Consider the following 21,627-nt stretch of genomic DNA (forward strand, 5'->3'; position numbering starts at 1 on the left):
TACATACCAAATATGTAAATGAGCCATTCCCCTATTTCTTTTAATTATTGACTACCAAGCATTGCTCTTGCTAGCTACGACTCCTAGAGATTCCCGCCTTAGTTCTTATCCGCATATTTCAAATCAAAGTATCCTACTGGGTGGCGGAGGATGCCTTCGACGCCGTCTGCTTGGAGAACTACTGTGTTATAGTAGCGGATTGGCATTACAATCATTTCTTCAGCAAGTAGTCTTTCAGCTTCATAGAGATATTCGTAGCGCTTTTCTTCATCTGTTTCTGATTTACCTTTTTCGATTAGTTCATCATATTCCGCATTCGACCAACCTGTTCTGTTCATATATGAATCTGTGATAAAACTTTCCAGGAAGTTCACTGGATCACTATAGTCGTTGATAAAAGAGCTGCGTGAGAATTGCAGTTCCAAATTTTGCTGTGCTTCAGAGAATACATTCCATTCCTGATTTTCCAATGTTACATCAATACCAAGATTTTCACTTAGCATGCTTTGCATTGTTTCAGCAACGGCTTTGTTCGTATCACTTGTATTATAGGATAATACGATTGGTGGTAGTTCCGTGTAACCTTCTTCAGCCATTCCTTCTTCAAGTAATTTTTTCGCATATTCTGTATCAAATGAAACAAGATCACCATTTTCATCACGGAAGTCTCCGCCAGATGGTGTTGTAAACCCAGGGGATACAAATCCATATGCAGGTTCTACTCCTGTTTTAACAACGAAATCTGCAATTTCCTGTCTATTGACGGCATATGCAAATGCTTTTCTGATATTTTTGTTTTGGAATGGCTCTTCGTTAACATTAAATCGGAAAAATTCTAAACCACCATAGTTACCGATATAGACATTATCACCATCAATTAGGTCGTCAGATAACTCTGGAGGAATGCTTGCTGTATCAAGTTCTCCTGTTTCAAACATTTGATATTGCGTATTTGTGTCGTTTACCATTGCCCAATGAATTTTATCCAACTTGACAGCATCGACGTCCCAATACTCCGAGTTCTTTGCAAATACCATTTCACTGTCATGTTCCCATGATTCAAGCATGAATGGCCCATTTGCAACAAACGATTCTGCTTCCGCATGCCAGTTTGGATTCTCTTCTGCTATTTTTTTGTTGATTGGGAAAAATGCCGGGTTTGTTAAGACATCAAGGAAGAAACCTGCTGGGGCTTCCAATACTACTTCCAATGTCTTCTCATCGATTGCTGTGACAGCAACGTCATCTGCTGAACCTTCGCCATTATTATAGGCTTCTCCACCTTTAATAAAGTAACCTAAGAATGCTGCAGCAGAAGCTGTCTCTGGTGCAAGCATATATTTCCATGCATACACAAAGTCTTCAGCAACTACCGGATCACCATTTGACCAGTTGGCATCTTCACGGAGATGGAATGTATAGGTTAACCCATCTTCTGAAATCTCCCAGTCCTCCGCTACTCCAGGTGCTGCAACCGAGTCCTGATCTAAACGAGTCAGACCTTCCATCAGATTATTTAATGGAATCCATGAAACTTCATCAAAGCCAATCGATGGATCCAGTGATGTAGGCTCCACTGAGTTGTTCAGATTAAGTATCTTTTCACCGCTTGCACTCTCATCTTCCGCCTGCTCTATTTCTGTCTCTTCTGCTCCTGCATCGTCTGGTTCTTGTCCAGCATCTTCATTTGCAGTACATGCAACAAGTACAGCTACTGTCGTTAAAGTAAGTAAAAATAATAATAACTTTTTCATTTCCTTCTTTTCCCCCTTTTAGAGGATGTTCAAAAAGTCCGGTAAAAATGACACATCGAATTTCTTCGTTAGCTTGCTTTTCCGTTTCTCACGTATTAAAAGCATACGTTCCGATACTCAAAGCTACGCTGCCTCGAACTTCTCGGTCCTTTTTATCCTCCTTTTTGAACACACCCTTTTAAGTAACTTTTATTAGCTGTTTAGCCCGTTCATCCTGAAGCCAGCAGTTCACTTGATGTGAACCGGTAAGCTCGGTATTTTCGGGATAAACTTTATCACACACCTCCATAGCAAATGGACATCTTGCTGTAAACGGACATCCTTTTGGAGGTGAGAATAAATCTGGTGGCGTACCATCGATTGGAGTTAGTCTTGCCTCTTTCAAATCGAGCCGCGGTACAGAATTAAGTAAACCTTTCGTATATGGGTGCTGCGGTTTATAAAAAATCTCCCGCTTTGTTCCCGTCTCAATGATTTTACCGGCATACATCACTGCAATCCGGTCGGCGATTTTTGCTACAACCCCAAGATCATGTGTGATCAAAATAATAGATATTCCAGTCTTGACTTGAATTTTTTCAAAGAGTTCGAGAATCTGCGCTTGAATGGTTACGTCCAATGCGGTTGTTGGTTCATCTGCTATTAAGAGATCCGGCTCACAAATCAATGCGATTGCGATCACAATCCGTTGGCGCATGCCACCACTGAACTGATGCGGGTATTGCTTTAAACGTTCTGGCGGATTGGAAATACCCACAAGATCCATCATCTCTATCGCCTTTTCCTTAGCCCTATCACCAGACACGTTTTGATGTTCCCGAAGGCCTTCCATCAACTGCGTCCCAATGGTTAAGGTAGGATTTAATGCTGTCATCGGATCCTGGAAAATCATTGAAATATCAACCCCACGGATGGAGCGCATTTTCTTTTCAGAAAACTTAGCAAGGTCCTGTCCTTTGAAAAGAATCGAGCCGTTCGTAATTTTCCCCGGTGGATTTGGAATTAGTCGCATAATTGCATTGGACGTAACACTTTTCCCACATCCCGATTCTCCAACGATTGCCAAGGTCTCCCCTTCATTCAAATGAAAATCAACCCCACGGACAGCCTTTACCGTTCCGCCATATGTACTAAACGTTACGTGGAGATTTTCCACCTGAAGTATTTTTTCCATCCCTTACCACCTACTTCCTTAATTTCGGATCAAGTGCATCTTGAAGCCCATCGCCAAGTACGTTAAAAGCAAACATCGTAAAAGATATGAAGAATGCCGGGAAGAATAATGTCCACCAATTACCTGATAGGATGGCGCCTAATGAGTCATTTGCCATCACACCCCAACTCGCAAACGGTGACTGGATTCCAAGTCCAATAAAACTCAAGAATGCTTCTGCAAATATTGCTGTTGGAACCGTTAATGTCATCTGTACTATAATTGGTCCCATCGAATTTGGAAGCAAATTTTTCCGGATAATCCGTGATGATTTTGTACCAAATGATTTAGATGCAAGGACAAATTCATAATTTTTAATTTGCAGAACTTGTCCCCTAACGATTCGGGCCATACCGACCCAGCCTGTAACGGTGAGTGCAATAATAATCGTTGAAAGACTTGGGCCTAATACGACGAGCAAGAGAATGACAACGAGTAAATATGGCAATCCATATAGTATTTCAATAATACGCATCATGATATTATCTGTACGTCCACCTTTATAGCCGGAAATACCACCCCAAATAATCCCGATCGTTACATCAATTAAGGCGGCCATCACTCCGACAAAGAGAGAAATTCGTGCCCCATACCATGTTCTAGTAAACACATCACGGCCAGCATTATCTGTTCCAAACCAATGCTTTGCAGATGGAGGCTGGTATTGATTCGGCAGATTTTGCATATTTACCTGGTACGGAGAAAAAATTGGCCCAAAAATAGCCATAATCGCAAGGAGTACTAAGAACACGAGCCCAAGCATAGCCATTTTATTTTTCACAAGTCGTCTCCATGCATCCTGCCAGTAGGATAGGGAAGGCCTTGCAACTGCCTCTGCTTCCTGCCCATCTTTTTCTAACTTATTAAACCAGTCATCCGGTATTTGCGAAGGAGAATGGGTTGTTTTTACAACATTCGTAGGTTTCAATTTACTCCCCACCTTTTTTATGGAATTTGATTCGCGGATCTAAAATTCCATATGCGATATCAACTAGGAAGAGCATCAAGATAAGGAATGCACTGTAAAATACCGTTGTTCCCATGATTACCGGATAATCTCGCTGGTTAATACTTTCAACGAAATACTTTCCCATTCCAGGAATAGCAAAAATCTGTTCAATTACAAAGGTTCCCGTAAGTATTCCCGCAAGTAATGTACCCATGATCGTTACTACCGGCATTAGGGCATTCCTTAGTGCATGCTTAAAGACGATTTTCCATGGAGATAGTCCCTTTGCTTTTGCCATTTTTATGTAGTCTTGTGTTAACACTTCAAGCATCGTGGAACGTGTTAGCCTGGCGATAATTGCCATTGGCCCTGTAGCTAGCGCAGTGACAGGCAAGATCATATGTGCGGGACTTGACCATGTGGCAGTTGGCAAGATTTCTAAATTTACAGCGATTTGCTGAATAAGCAATGTCGCTAAAATAAAGTTTGGAATCGAAATGCCAAGCACTGCTAACCCCATTGCAAGGTAATCGATAAAGCCATTGTGTTTCAATGAAGCAATAATCCCCAAAATGATCCCAGAAATAACTGCGACGATAATCGTCATCATTCCAAGTTCAAATGAAATCGGAAATCCCCTTCCCAATAAATCATTGACTGACTGATTCGGTTGCTTAATCGATGGTCCAAAATCAAAGGTAACAATTGACTTTAAGTACAGTAAATACTGGATATGATAAGGTTCATCCAAATTATAATGTGCTTCTAAATTCGCCTGTATCGTCTCATTTGATGATTGATCACTATTAAATGGCGAACCAGGGACGTTAATCATTAATATGAATGTCAATGTAATAATAATCCATAATGTTACAAGCATAATCCCAAAGCGTTTGAAAATGTATTTCAGCATAACTTTCCCCCCTGATGTAACAAATTTCTTCTCTGTTTATTATGAAAAATTTGTATGCATCGCTAATTCCGTCATTACAAGTAATGCTTTGTATGCATCGAGAATATGATCCGCCTGATAGCTCACAATGGTTGTTCCTTTTTCCAGATCCGTTTTCGGCATAAGATTTGCCCATTCTGCCTGTCCATAATTATTAAATTCAATTTTTAGCAGTGGTCTTTCTGGAGGGACCAGTGGCTTTACTTGGTGCCTATTTTCCAATGCTTCCGTTACTTTCTTGGATAAAAGCTCTCCTGCCTTTTTCGGTGTTAAGCTTTTGACCGTCGATCTTGAAATCGCTTCTTTAACTGTAACTGTCACCACATTCGGGATAAGTTCCCGGGCTTCTTTTGTTGCCTGATCATCACCTGCCACCAATAGAATGGGAACCCCAAAATAGCCAGCAATATAGGCATTAAATCCCATTTCCCCTACGATATGATCATTAATATAAAAGTTACGTACAGCGTGAATCATGGAATGGGATAAAACACCAGGCATACCGGCCCTTGCATGGTACCCGATAAACATCGCCCCACCATATGTATGGTCTAACCCCTCCATCATCGAAAGCGGTTTCACATTACCGGTTATTAATAATGCATCTGGATGAAGCTCATCAATCAAGATGTTGTTCATTTTTGAATGACTGTCATTGACAATTACTTCCTGGCAGCCAAACTGAAAAGCAGCGTCGACAACAAAATTCGTTTCATCGGTCATGATTTTCCTGGCACGTTCATAATTATGCTCACTTGCGTCGAGAAAAGTATAATCAGGTATGCCAGTAATCCCTTCCATGTCGACCGAAATATACATCTTCATGACAAGTCTCCTTCAATGTTTTATATTATTGTTAATTTTTTATTAATTCTAACATAGGGTTTATAAAAAGAGAAGATTAATTTTTTATTAGTCTGAATCTAGGTTTTATTGATGGTAGATTTGTTGATAAGTTGGGGTTAATATTATGGTGGATAAATAGTTTAATAGGCTCTTTGATTAATGTATTGGGGGACGTGTTAGTCATTACAACGATAATTGTTGCTTTATTATTACCAAATTAGAGATAAACTACGAAGTACTAACACCTTGGCATTGGTAACATCGACCTGAAGCAGTTACTTCGCATTTTAAAGACTTTGTAACAAATAATAACTTTTTTTGCACCGATAATTAATCCCATGCTTCTAGAAAAATGTTAAGTTATTCAGATGTGGATAACTTATATGGTTGAAAAAAATAACAGGCTTGTTGAGAAGTTTAAAAAGGGCATAAAAAAACAGGTAGGTCTTGTTGACTCACCTGTTTCTGATTTGAATAATAAATTATGATTGTAGTTCAGCTGTTATACTAGCACTCTTGTATTCTTCTTGTTCTAATGGCGCAATTACATCTGCATCGTCATCCACTCGCTCAATATCCGCACCGAGGGACGCTAATTTTCCGACAATGTCAACATAGCCACGATCAAGATGTTTAAGCTCTGTAACACGTGTATTTCCATTAGCAACCAATCCAGCTAGGATTAACGCTGCGGCAGCACGAAGATCTGTTGCAGCAACTTCAGCACCTTGTAGATCAGAAATCTCTTCAATGATTACACTGCGGCCTTCAATCTTAATACTCGCATTCATACGTCTGAATTCTTCAACATGCATAAAACGGTTCTCAAATACAGTTTCTGTAATGACACCAGTTCCTTTTGCACGTAACATTAATGCCATCATTTGTGATTGCATATCCGTTGGGAATCCAGGATGTGGCAATGTTTTAATATCTGTTGACTTCAATTCTTTTGGTCCAATGACACGAATGCCATTGTTCTCTTCTTTAACTGTTACATTCATTTCTTCAAGCTTCGATATTAGCGAACGTAAATGTTCACTGACTGCATTTTCAATCAGAACATTTCCGCCAGTAATAGCTGCAGCCACCATAAATGTACCTGCCTCAATACGATCAGGTATAATACTGTGCTCTGCACCATATAGCTTTTCCACACCATGGATGCGGATTGTTTCCGTACCTGCCCCAACGACTTTAGCACCCATTTTATTAAGATAGTTAGCTAGGTCAACGATTTCCGGTTCTTTTGCTGCATTCTCAATAATCGATTTGCCATCTGCAAGGGCAGCAGCCATCATAATATTTTCCGTTGCACCAACACTAGGCATATCTAAATAAATTTTAGCACCCTTCAGGCGACCATCGACTCTCGCCTCAACATAGCCATTGCCAACATGAATATCGGCACCCATTGCTTCGAAACCTTTTAAGTGAAGATCAATTGGGCGCGAGCCAATAGCACATCCACCAGGCATCGCTACTTTTGCGTGTCCATAACGAGCAAGTAATGGTCCTAAAACCAAAACAGATGCACGCATTTTCCGCACATATTCAAACGGGGCTTCTGTTTCTAATTGTTTGGAAGCATCCACAAATACTGTATTGCTTTCTGCATTAAATTCTACATCAGCATTTAAATTCCTTATAACTTCATTGATTGTATATACGTCTGCTAATACCGGGACCTCTGTAATCACACTTGTTCCTTCACTTGCGATAAGACTGGCAGCAAGCACAGGAAGTACTGCGTTTTTGGCACCTTCAACCCGGACGGTGCCATTCAATTGGTGTCCGCCTCTTACGATGATTTTTTCCATGTTTTTAAAATCTCCTTCAGATCCAATTTCACTATATTAATATTCATGTATTAGGATAGGTGTTCCTATCGTGTAGTTCAAATTCATTTCTTCGTCCATTACTACAGCAATTTGTAAATTCATCGGGGCGCCCTCTATGAAATAATGTTGATTCCATATATCTGTATACCCGTAAATCAACTTTTCATGTGTCGAATTTTCTATTGTATCGAATTGTGTCATCATATGTTGTAAGTTAAAATATTCCTCGATTTTTTGAACAAAACTATCAACCTTTATTATACCATTATCTTTAGTCGTCAGACAAGCAAATGATTGTAAAGAATTTGTGAACAAATTATCTTTCATTGACTGCTTGATTGCTAAATAATCCTCTTTTATTTGCTCATTCCAAAGACTTCCTTCGATAACAACGATAATTTCTGTTTCAAACGCCTGATTTTTCGGAACTACAACACTATATAATACGGAAAACCCTTGATTCTTGTGAACGTCCCTAAGGAGATATTTTATTACATTATCATCTTCCGTCATAGTGACTAAATTACTATCTTTGAAATCTCTTATTATCTTTTCTGCTTTTTGCTTTTCTATATGCTCCTTAAACGTAACCTGCCAGCTTTCAATGGCTAACTCATTTTCAACTGTAAAATCCGCTAAATCAATCATCTCATCTCTTTCCATCCCGTTCACCATAGGCTTTGCCGTTATAAATATTAGTAACACTAGTATTATAGTAATCTTTCGCATAAAAAAGACCCCCCGAATTAAACTATTACTCATAGTTTTACCAAGAGGACCTATCTACATACAAAACAAATTATGACAAATAACTTAAAGTGGAGGCGACTGGTTAGAAGCTCAACGTTAGCAATGGACACTTCGTACAGGTGGTCTTTCCTGTACGAAGTGTCCATTGCTTATGCCGGGAGCTTCTAGGAGCCGCAACTAGCAGAATATCAAAAGCGGAGCAGCTTGCTCAGCGACGAAAATATAGTCAAGAGACCGTAGAGCACATGGTCTTCATGCTCGAAGTTGTCCCTTGACTATATATTTCGAGTCGCTATCCCGCAGATAGACTAAAAGCCGCATTGGGTTTGGACTGCAGCTTTTAGTCCCAAATCACATTCCTTAAAAAAGATATATCAAGTCACTAGACCATCTTAGAATCTCTAAGAAAAAGTTACTTACTCCTGTTCCTATAACAATTGTAAGAAACAGAAGAAAGATTGTTCCCTCTGTTGTTCGTCCCTTTTTAATAATAGGTTCGAAATTCATGGCAAGTACTAATCGCCAAGTTATGTAAATAAAGATTATATGTGAAATTATACTGATTAATGCCATTTGTCCGATTGAAATCATATATACCACCTTTAATTATTTTGGCTCTTTGGTTAAACTATAGGACTGCAGTTACCCATCCCAATGAAAAGAATTGGGACTCCGCACTGCTCGACCCATCGAAGGGATTTGGGACTGCGGTTACTCGTCCCACCGAAAAGAATTGTTGCTTTTTAACCTTCACAGTTTCTCTCAACTACGGTTCAAATAACAACAATCTTCGCGAAAAAAACCTTTATATTCTCTAAGTAACTCTGACATCTATATACAAAAATGTCAATCGATTTACAGGTTAGGATATAAAAGTCGATTCTAGGATGTTATACATTCCATTTCCCGGGAAATATCGACAAAGTTATGGTTAATGCCTGCAATGAAAAAACTCCTATAACATGATGTTATAGGAGTTTTTGTTTGTACTATCATTTGCCTATATCCAGGCGGTTTACTGCGCGTCTGAGTGCTAATTCAGCCCGTGTTTTGTCAATCGTGTCTTGTTTTGCTTGAAGACGACTTTCCGCGCGTTCTTTTGCTTCCTTTGCACGTTGTACATCAATCTCCGTAGCCTTTTCAGCAGATTGGGCAAGAATCGTCACTTTATCAGGTTGTACCTCCATAAAGCCACCATTTACAGCCAGTTTTTTCGTCTCATTACCGTTTTTCAGACGAACTGCACTGATTTGTAATGGAGCTACAAGAGGAATATGACCGGGTAATATACCGATTTCACCAGTTTCAGCTTTACAGACAACCATGTCAAAACTACCTTCTAAAACCGGACCGCTAGGAGTAACAACACTCACATCTAGTGTTTTCAATGTAACCCCTCCTAAGACTGGCAAGAAGAACACTTTGATATATATTTTTTGATATCAAAGCATGTTCAAGGTTATCCTTGATTCTTCAAGCAATCGTCTATTATTCCAAACCTTTTGCTTTTTCAACTACTTCTTCAATACGTCCTACTAGACGGAATGCATCCTCTGGCAGGTCATCGTATTTACCTTCTAAGATCTCTTTAAAACCAGCTACTGTTTCCTGAACAGGTACATAGGAACCTTTTTGTCCTGTGAATTGTTCAGCAACGTGGAAGTTTTGAGATAGGAAGAATTGGATACGACGTGCACGGGAAACGATCATTTTATCCTCGTCACCTAGTTCATCCATACCAAGAATTGCGATGATATCTTGTAATTCTTTATATTTTTGCAGTGTTTGCTGCACTTCTGTTGCTACTCTGTAATGTTCATCGCCAACAATTTCTGGATCTAGTGCACGTGAAGTGGATGCTAATGGATCCACCGCAGGATAGATACCTTGCTCAGATAGTTTACGATCCAAGTTTGTCGTCGCATCCAAGTGAGCAAATGTCGTTGCTGGAGCCGGGTCTGTATAGTCATCGGCAGGTACATAGATCGCTTGGATCGATGTTACGGAACCTTTATCTGTAGATGTAATACGTTCCTGTAATTGTCCCATTTCCGTTGCAAGTGTTGGCTGGTAACCAACCGCAGACGGCATCCGTCCTAGTAGTGCTGATACTTCAGAACCTGCTTGTGTAAAGCGGAAAATGTTATCGATGAAGAGCAATACGTCTTGTCCTTGATCATCACGGAAATATTCAGCCATTGTAAGTCCTGTTAGTGCTACACGCATACGTGCACCAGGTGGCTCGTTCATTTGTCCAAATACCATCGCTGTTTTCGCGATAACACCGGAATCTTTCATTTCATAGTAAAGGTCATTACCTTCACGTGTACGTTCACCAACACCTGCGAACACGGAAATACCACCATGCTCTTGGGCGATGTTATTGATTAACTCCTGGATTAATACGGTTTTACCTACACCCGCACCACCAAATAGACCGATCTTACCACCTTTAATATACGGTGCTAATAAGTCTACTACTTTAATACCTGTTTCTAAAATCTCTGTTTCAGTAGACAGGTTTTCAAATTTAGGCGCTGCTCGGTGAATTGGATCTACGCGGACATCTGCTGCTAATGGTTCGTCCAAATCAATCTTTTCACCAAGTACATTAAATACGCGTCCTAATGTAACATCTCCTACCGGTACAGAAATCGGTCTTCCAAGGTTTTCAACTACTGCTCCACGTTTAACGCCGTCTGTTGAAGACATTGCAATCGTACGAACACTGCTATCACCAAGATGAAGAGCAACTTCCAATGTAAGGTCTGTATTATTTTCATTATGGACAACAATCGCGTTATAAATATCTGGTAACTCGCCGTCTTCGAATTTCACGTCAACGACTGGCCCCATTACTTGTGTAACGTGTCCTTTGCTCATCGATTTCCCTCCTAACTAACTTTAAAGCGTGATTGGGTGCTATTCTTGCGCTGCTACCCCACCAACAATCTCCGTAATTTCCTGTGTAATCGCCGCTTGACGTGCACGGTTATAGGTCAATGATAAGTCACCGATAAGGTCTTCTGCATTATCTGTTGCACTTCTCATTGCTGTCATACTCGCCGCATGCTCACTTGCTTTTCCATCTAATAATGCTCCAAAAATTAAGCTTTCTGCATACTGTGGTAAAAGAACTTCTAATATTTCTTCTTGATTCGGATCATATTCATAGTCACTGCTAACTGTACCCTCGTTATGTAAGTTCTCAATAGGAAGCAATTTCTTGGCTGTTACCTGTTGGGAAATTGCACTTACATAGTGGTTATAGATAATATTCAACTCATCAATTTCTCCGTCAATATACATTTGAACTGTTTCTTGGGCAAGTTCTTTGATTTCAGCAAATTTTGGATGATCTGCCACACCAATAATACTTTTTGTAATAGGCAATTCACGCTTCTTACAATAATCATAGCCCTTACGTCCAACGGCAATGATTGTGTATTCATCCTTACTTTGATGTCTTTTTTGGATTGTATTGATTAAGTTTTTCAACACATGACTATTGTATGCACCAACCAAACCACGGTCAGATGTGATTACCATATAACCGGTTTTCTTCACTTCTCGTTTTGTAAGCATTGGATGCCCGATATCAGTGCTGTTTGCAATACTTGCAACAACTTCTTGTATTTTATCTGCATACGGTACGAATCCTTTGGCGTTTAATTCTGCTTTACTCATTTTAGAAGCAGATACCATTTGCATTGCACCTGTAATTTGTTTTGTCTTTTTCGTCGAATCAATTCGAGCTTTTAAATCTCTTAGTGATGCCAAGCTTTTTCACCACACTTTCCTGACTAGGTGGGTCCAGGAAGACATGAGTATTCCTGGTCCATTCTTCTCTTTCCTGAAATCTATTTTGAAGATCTATCCTTTTTCAGGGGCAGATCATCGATTCATTAATTGCTTGTCGGTAAGAATGTTTTCTTGAATGCTTCTATTGCAGATCTCATATCTGCATCATCTGGAAGGTTTCCTGTTTCACGGATGCTAGTCAATAATTCATTACGATTACTTTCAAGCCAAACGTTCATTTCGCTTTCAAAGCGCAGTACGTCTTCCACCGGAATGTCATCAAGGAATCCTTTCGTTAACGCAAAAAGAATCATAACTTGTTTTTCGACAACCATCGGCTTATGTAAGCCTTGTTTTAGAACTTCAACAGTACGTTGACCACGATTCAATTTAGCCTGTGTTGATTTATCAAGGTCAGAACCAAATTGTGAGAATGCTTCAAGCTCTCGGAAAGAAGCCAAGTCAAGACGTAATGTACCTGCTACTTTTTTCATTGCTTTAATTTGTGCAGAACCACCTACACGGGATACAGATAATCCGGCGTTAATCGCTGGACGCACACCCGAGAAGAACAAATCAGATTGCAAGAAAATTTGTCCATCTGTAATGGAAATTACGTTTGTTGGAATATATGCAGCAATATCGCCTGCTTGTGTTTCAACGAAAGGAAGTGCAGTTAGAGAACCGCCACCTAATGCGTCACTTAATTTAGCAGCACGTTCCAATAGGCGTGAATGCAAGTAGAATACATCCCCTGGGAATGCTTCACGACCTGGAGGACGACGTAGTAATAGGGAAAGTTCACGATATGCAACAGCTTGTTTAGATAAATCATCATAAACAACCAATACATGCTTACCGTTATACATGAACTCTTCACCCATTGCTACACCTGCATATGGTGCAAGGTATAATAATGGAGCTGGATCAGCTGCACCAGCAGATACGACGATGGTATAATCCAATGCACCATATCTACGGAACGTTTCTACTGTATTTCGAACAGTTGATTCTTTCTGACCAATTGCTACGTAAATACAAATCATATCCTGATCACTTTGATTCAAAATTGTATCGACAGCAACTGTCGTTTTACCTGTTTGACGGTCACCGATAATCAGCTCACGCTGTCCACGGCCGATTGGTACTAATGCATCAATCGCTTTGATCCCTGTTTGTAATGGTTCGTCAACTGATTTACGATCCATAACACCAGGTGCCGCCGCTTCAATCGGACGAGACTTAGAAGTTTCAATCGAGCCTTTACCATCAATCGGTTGTCCAAGTGGGTTCACAACGCGTCCCAACAATTCTTCTCCAACTGGTACTTGCATGACACGGCCTGTACGACGAACTTCATCGCCTTCTTTAATTTCAGTGTAAGGGCCCAAGATTACGATACCTACGTTACTTTCTTCCAGGTTTTGTGCTAGTCCCATTACACCATTTGAGAATTCAAGTAATTCTCCAGCCATTGCATTATCAAGTCCGTGTGCACGTGCAATACCGTCCCCGATTTCAATAACTGTTCCTACATCATTAACTTCGATATTTGTATCAAAGTTTTCGATTTGCTGTTTAATTAGTGTACTGATTTCTTCAGCATTAATGCTCATACCAATTTCACCCCTATCATCATTTATTTGCTAATTTCCTTAGATATACGGTTTAGTTTTCCGCTGATTGTTCCATCATAAATGGTATTTCCGACTCGGATTTTAATTCCTCCGACAATGGACGGATCTACAACGTTTACCAGATTAATTGCAGCTTTACCCATTCGTTTTGCGAAGGATACTTGCAACCTGCCTTTTTCAACTTCCGAAAGTTTTCGAACTGTATATACAGTTGCGTCTGCAATTCCTTTTGCATCATTTACCAATTGGATATAGTGGTCAATAATAGATGGAATAGCAGCGATGCGATGTCGTCTAGCAAGCAATTTGATTGTATTTACAACATGCTTATGCAAATCTTTGAACACTTCTGCAATAAGTTGTTCCTTTTTCTCATCATTAACTTTCGGATGTTTCAGGAATGTAATTAGTTGTTGATTATTATTAAATACTTCACGAACAATACGGAATTCTTTTATAAACTGTTCCTGTATGTTCTTTTCTTTTCCCAGTTGAAAAAGAGCATCTGCGTAACGTTTGGCAACTACCTGCTCACTCATCGCTCTTCTCCTACCTCTTTAATGTAATCGTTGATCAATTTCTCTTGATCTTGCTCACTGATTTCTTTCTCAATTACTTTACTTGCAATAAGTACAGACAATGAAGCGACCTTATCCTGAAGCGCCTGCAATGCTTGTTCTTTTTCATTTTGGATATCAGCCTGTGCAGCTTGGATAATCCGATCAGCTTCTTTTCGAGCCGTTTCAACTATATCTTTTTCCTGCTTAATTCCAGCAGTTTTAGCGTCTTCAATCAATTTCTGTGCTTCTTGTTTCACTTGGTTCAACTGTGCTGCTGCCTCAATGGATGCTTCTTCAGCTTCCAAGCGGCTTTTTTCTGCAGATTCAATTTCTCCTGCTACATATTCCTCACGTTGTTGCATTTTATTCATGAGTGGGCCCCATGCAAATTTCTTCAATAGTACTAGTAATACGATAAAGAAGAATAATTGCGTAAGCATATCCCCGACTCTCAAACCACCAATAGCGGCTCCAATTGTCATATAGTCAATGTATGAATGCACCGATTTCACTCCTTTCACCGTGACTTCTCATCTATGTTTTCCTGCTTTAAAGTCTTAGAGTTACATAAAGGAATGGCGAAGATTCTATAGTGATGTTCTTCGCCATTATAATTCTAATAGTAATACGTCTTACATGAAGATAGCCATAAATGCGATAACTGCTGCGATGATTGGAATCGCCTCAACAAGTGCTACCCCAATAAACATTGTACCTTGTAGGGCACCTCTTAATTCTGGTTGACGTGCGATACCTTCTACTGTTTTACTTACGATCATACCGTTACCAAGACCCGCACCTAATGCTGCTAGTCCGATTGCGATTGCTGCTGCTAATGCTTCCATTGAATATTTCCTCCTTTTATAGTAAACCTAAATTATTTTTTTATTTAATGGTCACTGCTCACTTTATGAGACATGTATACCATTGTTAACATAACGAATACGTACGACTGGATGGCACCGATAAACACACTGAAGCCCATCCATGCGAGCATCGGTAATGCTGCTCCGAAGAACCCGAGAAATCCTGAACCTGCTAAACTTACCAGTAAAGTTAATAATACTTCCCCAGCATAAATATTACCAAATAGACGAAGACCCAATGTTAAGGTGTTGGTGAATTCCTCAATGATCTTAAATGGTAACATCAATGCTACCGGACTGACATACCCTTTGAAATATTCCTTTGTTCCCTTTACCTTAATTCCATAAAAATGGGTTAATATAACAACCATAGAGGATAATGTTAAGGTTAAGGTTGCATCTGCTGTAGGTGATTTCCACCACAAGTCAGTTCCAACCACCCCGGCAGTAGCTACACCAACAAGGTTACTTACTAGGATATAAAAGATTAATGTTAATCCTAGTGGGAGAAATATTTTACCTGTTTTCCAATCCATTGTGTCACTGACAATTCCCTTTACAAACTCAACAGCCCATTCCATGAAATTTTGCATCCCAGTTGGTTTCATTTGAAGTTTGCGGCTTCCCCACACACAAAAAACGAAAACAATCAACGATACCATAAATACCATGAAAACGTTGGAAAGGTTGAAATCCAGCCAAGAGATGCCAAAGACGTTTTCAACTATTGGAGCTGTATGATTCAAATTTATCACCCCTTTACACTACTTAATAAGAAAATGCTCAAAGTATCTTTTGAACATAGACTATTAGAATCCGCTCATATCCTGCCCTGTGCCAGTGGTTTAGTTGCGTTTTTCTTTATCGGCAATAAGTCTTATACTAATATCCAAACCGATTACGATGTAAGAAGAGATGATACCAAAAACGACGGCAATAATATGAAAGGTTTCATTAAAACGAAGTGCGATTAGTACAGCAAGTATTGTCGAAGCGAGACGTGAAAACGTTCCCAGACCACCACGTACTTTTCCTGTATCAGCAACCGCTTTACCCAGTGCCTTTGTCTTGTGCTGCAATAGCCATAAATTATAGAAACTGACTACACCACCCAATAACAAACCATTAAAAACTTGGTTGTACGATGAAAAACCTAATCCTATTACGAATATTGCTAGCAGATAGAGCATCCATTTGCGCTGTCGTGTTACCATCTTATCGTATTCTGACATAATCTACTCTACTCTCCTAAGTCCCTAAAACAACTACTAGCTTTTATGTAATTCATAATAAGCAGTGCTGATTTGCATCCCTTAGCAGGAAAACGAATCAGATCGTAACTTCCATGGAGTTCGGCTAACCACTAACTTTTAGCTTCCGACACTTCACAGACCAACCAAAAATGCACTTATGTAACAGAAGTCATTTGTTAGGGGAATTATTACATATGAATTGTCGAATATTATATCATCTATTCAACAAATTATAAGAATAATTGCAGTAATAATATAAAACCTTTTATCCCCACATTGAGCAATTTTACATGAGCCTAACTATGGTTGTCAATCAGTAACCAGAGATTATTTCATTTAACTTAGAAAGCCTATTAAATCAGAGAAATTAAAGGCTTTTATCATTTAAAAATTACTTCTGGATAAGACATCGATAGTTGGCTTAGGAAAAGATATGCTCTAGTAATATAAAACGACCTAATTTTCATTATAAATGAAAACTAGGTCTTATAATATGACATTTCTGTGAACAACCTATTTCCGACGTTTATTTGTCACTCTAAATAGAGGATGGACTGATTACTTTCGTATGTCCCATCTTCCAGATAAACAGTTACGATCGCAAGGTAGTAGCCACTTTGGCCGGCTTCCTTTTTGCTTAGTACCCCTTCATGAAGCCCTGCCTCAAGGTCTTCTGCCTCCAATAATTTCCTGTCAAAAAGGAGCGTTTCTGGGTTGTAGAGATCTACTTCAACACGTCTTGCCGGTTCCGTAATATAAATATTATATTGAAATTCATCCTCCGAAAAACCTTTTAATGAAAATTCAAATCCTGCCGATTTTGGTTGATCTGCTTGTTGATTCACAAAAATATATGGGAGTTGATAGTCTTCATCGTCTTTATTTAAGGTAAGCCAACCTTGATGTACCCCTTCGTCCATGCGAGCTGTTGTTACTTCAAGTTCAATTGGGATGGTCTTTTTTTCTTTTGCATCTATTGTAAATGATTGTGGGAGGTCCCAGTATATTCCATTCTGCTTTTTTGGAATGTCAAAGGTGTAGTTTTGAGTTTCATCTGACATATTTTCTATCTTGAGGTCAAATTGAAGTTCTTCCCGATATGCATCCACTTTTCCAAAATTAAGTTGTGGGTTATAAATAATCGTTGGTGTTTCAATCGCTTGTTCTGGCCTGACCATTCCCATTCCTTGGATGGTCGGTTCCAGTTTCTCTGGCTCTTTTAGAAGATCGGCCGTTGTTTTTATCGCTCCAATGATTTGGTCTCTTGTCCAGTCAGGATGCGCTTCTTTTAGTAATGCAACAACACCCGCAATATGTGGTGCTGCCATACTCGTACCGTTCATCTGTTCATAACCCTCTGGTACCGTACTTAAAATTTCCGTTCCAGGGGCAAGAACATCAGGTTTAATATTCCAATTTATCGTAACCGGTCCTCTGGAGCTAAAAGGTGCCGCTGTAATCTCCTGACTAAAATATTCGGTATCTAAGTATAGGGATTCTTTTTTGACCCTGGCTTCTATCCATTCCCCATCTTCCTTGGAGATTGCTGCTACTGGAATGTTAATAGGGTCTTGAACTTGCGCGAGTGACCCTTGAAATGCCCCCTCTTCGCTGTTAGAGATAATGGCTGCAACCGCACCATTTTGTTCTGCCTGCTTCGCTAATTCATAAAAAGGAACTTCCCCACGCCTGAGCAGTACTATTTTTCCGCTCATTGTCTCATTTTGCGTACGAGCGTCAACAATCGGATATGCCTTTGTAATGTCCCATGGTATTGATCCTGCCATTTCAATTAGCTGGATAGCTTTTCCCTCCAAAGATTCATACAGGAACGGTACCTTCTTTGGAGCCATGGATGCTCCGACAGATAATGATTTGTCTGCTGTTGCTGGTGAACCAACCGTCCAATCCCCTGGCCCACTATTTCCATTGGCAATGACAACGGTAATCCCAAGTTCAGAGGCTCGATTAACCGCCAAGCTTGTCGGATAGTCCGGGACATTGACAGTGTTCCCGAGTGAAAGGTTGATGACATCGACACCATCTTCAATTGCTTTCTCCATTGCCGCAAGTACTTGTACAGATGTTCCAGCGCCACCTGGGCCGAGTGCACGGTATGCATAAATTTCCGCATCTGGGGCTACACCTTTTATTTCACCATCTGCTGCAATAATACCTGCAACATGAGTTCCATGACTGGTGGGGATACCTTGTTCTTGAATGGTTTCCATCGGATCATCATCAAGATCAACAAGATCATACCCTAATTTGTAATTTTTTTGAAGGTCTGGGTGTTCGTAATCAATACCAGTATCGATAACCGCAACTTTCACATTTTTACCCGTGTATTCGGTTGTATTCAAATCATATGGCTGTGATTTTTCTTCATCTGGAGTGATGTTTGAAGCAGGTTTTGGCCAGTCAATTGCTTTATATTGCTGTACAGAATGAATGCTTTTTATAAATTCCAATGATTCCATTCTTTCTAGATTTCCAGGAGAACCCTGTAATGCTAACCCATTAAAAATTTTTTCATAGACTGCAACAACCTTGATAAATGGATGGTATGTTTCAATGTATTCCTTATGCTTTCTTGGTTCCCCATCCACTTCAATTATAATTGACTGGAGATTTTCATTTTGTTCTTTATTGTCTGTTGCTGAGGTGTGCGTTGTTGTAGTTGTTAGGAAGATGAGTAGGAATAGGAATAATATAATTTTTCGCATCGCCCGAGCCTCCTTATTTATGATAGGATTTGGAGAAATGCAAGAGATTATGCATGGGCTGCGATTTTCTCGCGGTTAGTGCAAGCGATCATTTTAATCCGCGAATATTTGTCGAATATCCGCGATTCCACGTTTTATTCCGCGAATATCGAGATTTATCCGCGAATCGTTATTTCCCCATTAAAAAAGCCGCTATCTCCCTAAGAAAAAAGAAAATAACAGCTCTAGTATAGTTTTATTTTGTACCGAAGAGGCGGTCGCCAGCGTCACCTAGGCCAGGGACGATGTAGCCATGTTCGTCAAGTTTTTCATCCATTGCAGCAAGGTATATATCTACATCGGGGTGTTCATTTTTGATAACTTCTACGCCTTCTGGTGCTGCTACCAGACACATCAGACGAATATTTTTTGCGCCGCGTTTTTTCAAAGCGTAGATCGCATCATTAGCTGAACCGCCCGTTGCAAGCATTGGGTCGATAACGATCAATTCACGTTCTTCGATATCAGAAGGTAATTTCACATAATATTCAACAGGTTTTAATGTCTTCGGATCGCGGTATAATCCGACATGTCCCACTTTTGCAGCAGGAATCAATTTACGTACGCCATCAACCATGCCAAGTCCGGCACGCAGAATTGGTACGAGGCCGATCTTCTTACCAGCTAATTTTTTTGATTCTGCTTTCATTACTGGTGTTTCCACTTCTACATCTGTGAGTGGAAGGTCTCTTGTAATTTCAAATGCCATTAGCATTGCAACTTCATCAACCAATTCACGGAATTCTTTTGTTCCGGTATTTTTATCTCTTATGTACGTTAATTTATGTTGAATTAACGGATGATCAAATACGAATACGTTTCCCATTTGTAGATCACTCCTTCAAATTAGTTCTATCTTTAAAAGTGTACTTAAAAAAAGTTAAGCTTTCAAGTTTAGTCTGAAATTGTTAGAGAAACGAAATAAGGATGCCCTAAATTTTTAGGACATCCTTACCACTGTTGATTATTGAAATCTCCGTAGAGGCCACGTCCAGCTCCAGCGCCCAGCGACTACCGAGACTTCCTTCACCTCCGTACGATAAGTCAACATCGACTCCCTCCGGTCGTCGTGTTTCCTTTATCTCCTACGGCTCAGTCCAGTCCGTACGTCGCTAACCGGGCGCTTCCGCTTTTGATTATTATGCATACAATGGGAATTTTTCAGTTAAAGCAATGACACGTTTCTCTGCTTCTGCCAATTTCGCTTCGTCTTCATGGTTATGAAGTGTAAGGGAAATGATTGCGGCAATTTCTTTCATTTCTTCTTCGCCGAATCCGCGTGTTGTAACTGCTGCTGTACCGATACGAACGCCACTTGTTACGAATGGACTTTCGGTATCAAATGGAATTGTATTTTTGTTTGTTGTAATTCCGATATCATCCAATGCTTTCTCAGCAACTTTTCCTGTCAGGTTAAGTGGAGTAACATCCAATAATAGCAGGTGGTTATCTGTGCCGCCTGAAACAATGCGGACACCTTCACTATTTAGTGCTTCGCCAAGTACTTTTGCATTTTGGACGATGTTTTTCGCATATGTTTTAAAATCATCTGATAATGCTTCTTTAAAGGATACCGCCTTAGCTGCAATAACATGCATTAGTGGGCCACCTTGAATTCCAGGGAAAATCGATTTGTCGATCTGTTTCGCATATTGCTCTTTACAAAGAATCATGCCGCCACGAGGGCCACGCAATGTTTTATGTGTTGTTGTTGTGACAAAATCTGCATGTGGTACAGGATTTTCATGTTCACCTGTTGCAACAAGTCCTGCAATATGTGCCATATCAACTAGTAAATATGCATCCACAGCATCAGCAATTTCACGGAATTTGGCAAAATCAAGCTTACGAGAATATGCACTTGCACCAGCAACAATCAGCTTTGGTTTTACTTCTTTTGCCTTTTCCAGTACAACATCATAATCAAGCTGTTCTGTTTCTTTGTCGACACCATAGTCAACAAAGTTATAAAGTTTACCACTGAAGTTAACTGGGCTGCCATGTGTTAAATGTCCGCCATGATTTAAATTCATACCAAGTACGGTATCGCCAGGCTCAAGCACGGAAAAGTAAACAGCCATATTTGCTTGCGCGCCTGAATGTGGCTGTACGTTAGCATGTTCTGCACCAAATAGCTCTTTTGCGCGATCACGTGCAAGGTTCTCAACTACATCGACGTGTTCACAACCGCCATAGTATCTTTTTCCAGGATATCCTTCTGCATACTTATTCGTTAAAATAGATCCCATCGCTTGCATCACTGCTTCTGATACAAAGTTCTCTGATGCGATCAATTCAATTTTTTCCTGTTGGCGTTTCTTTTCTGCCTGCATTGCTTTAAATACTTCCAAATCTGCTTGTTGTACATGTTCCATTAATAAAGCCCCCTATGTATGTGGTTTGTTGCATCATATATTTGATCGGACTAATCGTCCCATTG

20 protein-coding genes are annotated in these 21,627 nt (G+C 39.9%); all 20 read right to left on the reverse strand.

What is annotated here, in order from left to right:
- Positions 1-98: 98 nt before the first annotated feature.
- The 20 genes from BV906_RS11170 to BV906_RS11270 all read right to left on the reverse strand — a co-directional run bounded on the left by BV906_RS11170 (position 99) and on the right by BV906_RS11270 (position 21,562).
- Complete coding sequence (locus tag BV906_RS11170; RefSeq protein ID WP_087973617.1) at positions 99-1,754, reverse strand: peptide ABC transporter substrate-binding protein; 1,656 nt, start codon at positions 1,752-1,754, stop codon at positions 99-101.
- Between the two features lie 178 nt (positions 1,755-1,932).
- Positions 1,933-2,928 (reverse strand): ABC transporter ATP-binding protein, encoded by a 996-nt coding sequence (locus BV906_RS11175; protein WP_087973618.1) that lies wholly within the window; start codon positions 2,926-2,928, stop codon positions 1,933-1,935.
- A 10-nt stretch (positions 2,929-2,938) separates the two neighbouring features.
- Positions 2,939-3,895, reverse strand: coding sequence for an ABC transporter permease (locus tag BV906_RS11180; RefSeq protein WP_087973619.1), 957 nt, complete (start codon positions 3,893-3,895; stop codon positions 2,939-2,941).
- A gap of 1 nt (position 3,896) precedes the next feature.
- On the reverse strand, positions 3,897-4,829 hold the full coding sequence (locus BV906_RS11185; RefSeq protein ID WP_087973620.1) for an ABC transporter permease: 933 nt from the start codon (positions 4,827-4,829) through the stop codon (positions 3,897-3,899).
- A 39-nt stretch (positions 4,830-4,868) separates the two neighbouring features.
- On the reverse strand, positions 4,869-5,693 hold the full coding sequence (locus BV906_RS11190; protein ID WP_087973621.1) for a M55 family metallopeptidase: 825 nt from the start codon (positions 5,691-5,693) through the stop codon (positions 4,869-4,871).
- 503 nt (positions 5,694-6,196) lie between these two features.
- Positions 6,197-7,534 carry a UDP-N-acetylglucosamine 1-carboxyvinyltransferase gene (gene murA, locus BV906_RS11195; RefSeq protein ID WP_087973622.1) on the reverse strand — a complete coding sequence of 446 codons (1,338 nt, stop codon included), beginning with the start codon at positions 7,532-7,534 and terminating at the stop codon, positions 6,197-6,199.
- Between the two features lie 36 nt (positions 7,535-7,570).
- Positions 7,571-8,284: a YwmB family TATA-box binding protein gene (locus BV906_RS11200; protein ID WP_176330331.1), complete on the reverse strand. Its 714-nt coding sequence runs from the start codon at positions 8,282-8,284 to the stop codon at positions 7,571-7,573.
- Between the two features lie 381 nt (positions 8,285-8,665).
- Positions 8,666-8,896 (reverse strand): DUF1146 family protein, encoded by a 231-nt coding sequence (locus tag BV906_RS19885; protein WP_087973624.1) that lies wholly within the window; start codon positions 8,894-8,896, stop codon positions 8,666-8,668.
- A gap of 401 nt (positions 8,897-9,297) precedes the next feature.
- Positions 9,298-9,693 carry a F0F1 ATP synthase subunit epsilon gene (locus BV906_RS11210; RefSeq protein WP_087973625.1) on the reverse strand — a complete coding sequence of 132 codons (396 nt, stop codon included), beginning with the start codon at positions 9,691-9,693 and terminating at the stop codon, positions 9,298-9,300.
- Positions 9,694-9,793: 100 nt separating this feature from the next.
- Positions 9,794-11,188, reverse strand: a complete 1,395-nt coding sequence (atpD, locus tag BV906_RS11215) for a F0F1 ATP synthase subunit beta (RefSeq protein WP_087973626.1) — start codon at positions 11,186-11,188, stop codon at positions 9,794-9,796.
- A gap of 39 nt (positions 11,189-11,227) precedes the next feature.
- Complete coding sequence (gene atpG, locus BV906_RS11220) at positions 11,228-12,085, reverse strand: ATP synthase F1 subunit gamma (RefSeq protein WP_087973627.1); 858 nt, start codon at positions 12,083-12,085, stop codon at positions 11,228-11,230.
- A 125-nt stretch (positions 12,086-12,210) separates the two neighbouring features.
- A complete protein-coding gene (gene atpA / locus BV906_RS11225; RefSeq protein WP_087973628.1) occupies positions 12,211-13,722 on the reverse strand; it encodes a F0F1 ATP synthase subunit alpha in 1,512 nt (503 codons plus the stop codon).
- A gap of 23 nt (positions 13,723-13,745) precedes the next feature.
- A complete protein-coding gene (locus BV906_RS11230; RefSeq protein WP_087973629.1) occupies positions 13,746-14,282 on the reverse strand; it encodes a F0F1 ATP synthase subunit delta in 537 nt (178 codons plus the stop codon).
- Positions 14,279-14,806: a F0F1 ATP synthase subunit B gene (gene atpF, locus BV906_RS11235; protein WP_087973630.1), complete on the reverse strand. Its 528-nt coding sequence runs from the start codon at positions 14,804-14,806 to the stop codon at positions 14,279-14,281. Before atpF ends, BV906_RS11230 begins: the two co-directional genes overlap by 4 nt.
- Before the next feature lie 129 nt (positions 14,807-14,935).
- Entirely contained in the window at positions 14,936-15,148 is a 213-nt protein-coding gene (gene atpE, locus BV906_RS11240; protein ID WP_010648360.1) for a F0F1 ATP synthase subunit C, read from the reverse strand.
- A 44-nt stretch (positions 15,149-15,192) separates the two neighbouring features.
- The gene (atpB, locus tag BV906_RS11245; RefSeq protein ID WP_087973631.1) at positions 15,193-15,915 is read right to left on the reverse strand and encodes a F0F1 ATP synthase subunit A; all 723 of its coding nucleotides are present in this window, start codon (positions 15,913-15,915) and stop codon (positions 15,193-15,195) included.
- Between the two features lie 99 nt (positions 15,916-16,014).
- The gene (locus tag BV906_RS11250) at positions 16,015-16,401 is read right to left on the reverse strand and encodes an ATP synthase subunit I (protein ID WP_087973632.1); all 387 of its coding nucleotides are present in this window, start codon (positions 16,399-16,401) and stop codon (positions 16,015-16,017) included.
- A gap of 554 nt (positions 16,402-16,955) precedes the next feature.
- Entirely contained in the window at positions 16,956-19,148 is a 2,193-nt protein-coding gene (locus BV906_RS11255; protein ID WP_087973633.1) for a S8 family serine peptidase, read from the reverse strand.
- Between the two features lie 235 nt (positions 19,149-19,383).
- Positions 19,384-20,013, reverse strand: a complete 630-nt coding sequence (gene upp / locus BV906_RS11265) for a uracil phosphoribosyltransferase (protein WP_087973635.1) — start codon at positions 20,011-20,013, stop codon at positions 19,384-19,386.
- 313 nt (positions 20,014-20,326) lie between these two features.
- Positions 20,327-21,562, reverse strand: coding sequence for a serine hydroxymethyltransferase (locus tag BV906_RS11270; protein WP_087973636.1), 1,236 nt, complete (start codon positions 21,560-21,562; stop codon positions 20,327-20,329).
- Positions 21,563-21,627: the final 65 nt, after the last annotated feature.

It is taken from the genome of Oceanobacillus rekensis (assembly GCF_002153375.1).
GTDB lineage: Bacteria > Bacillota > Bacilli > Bacillales > Amphibacillaceae > Oceanobacillus > Oceanobacillus rekensis.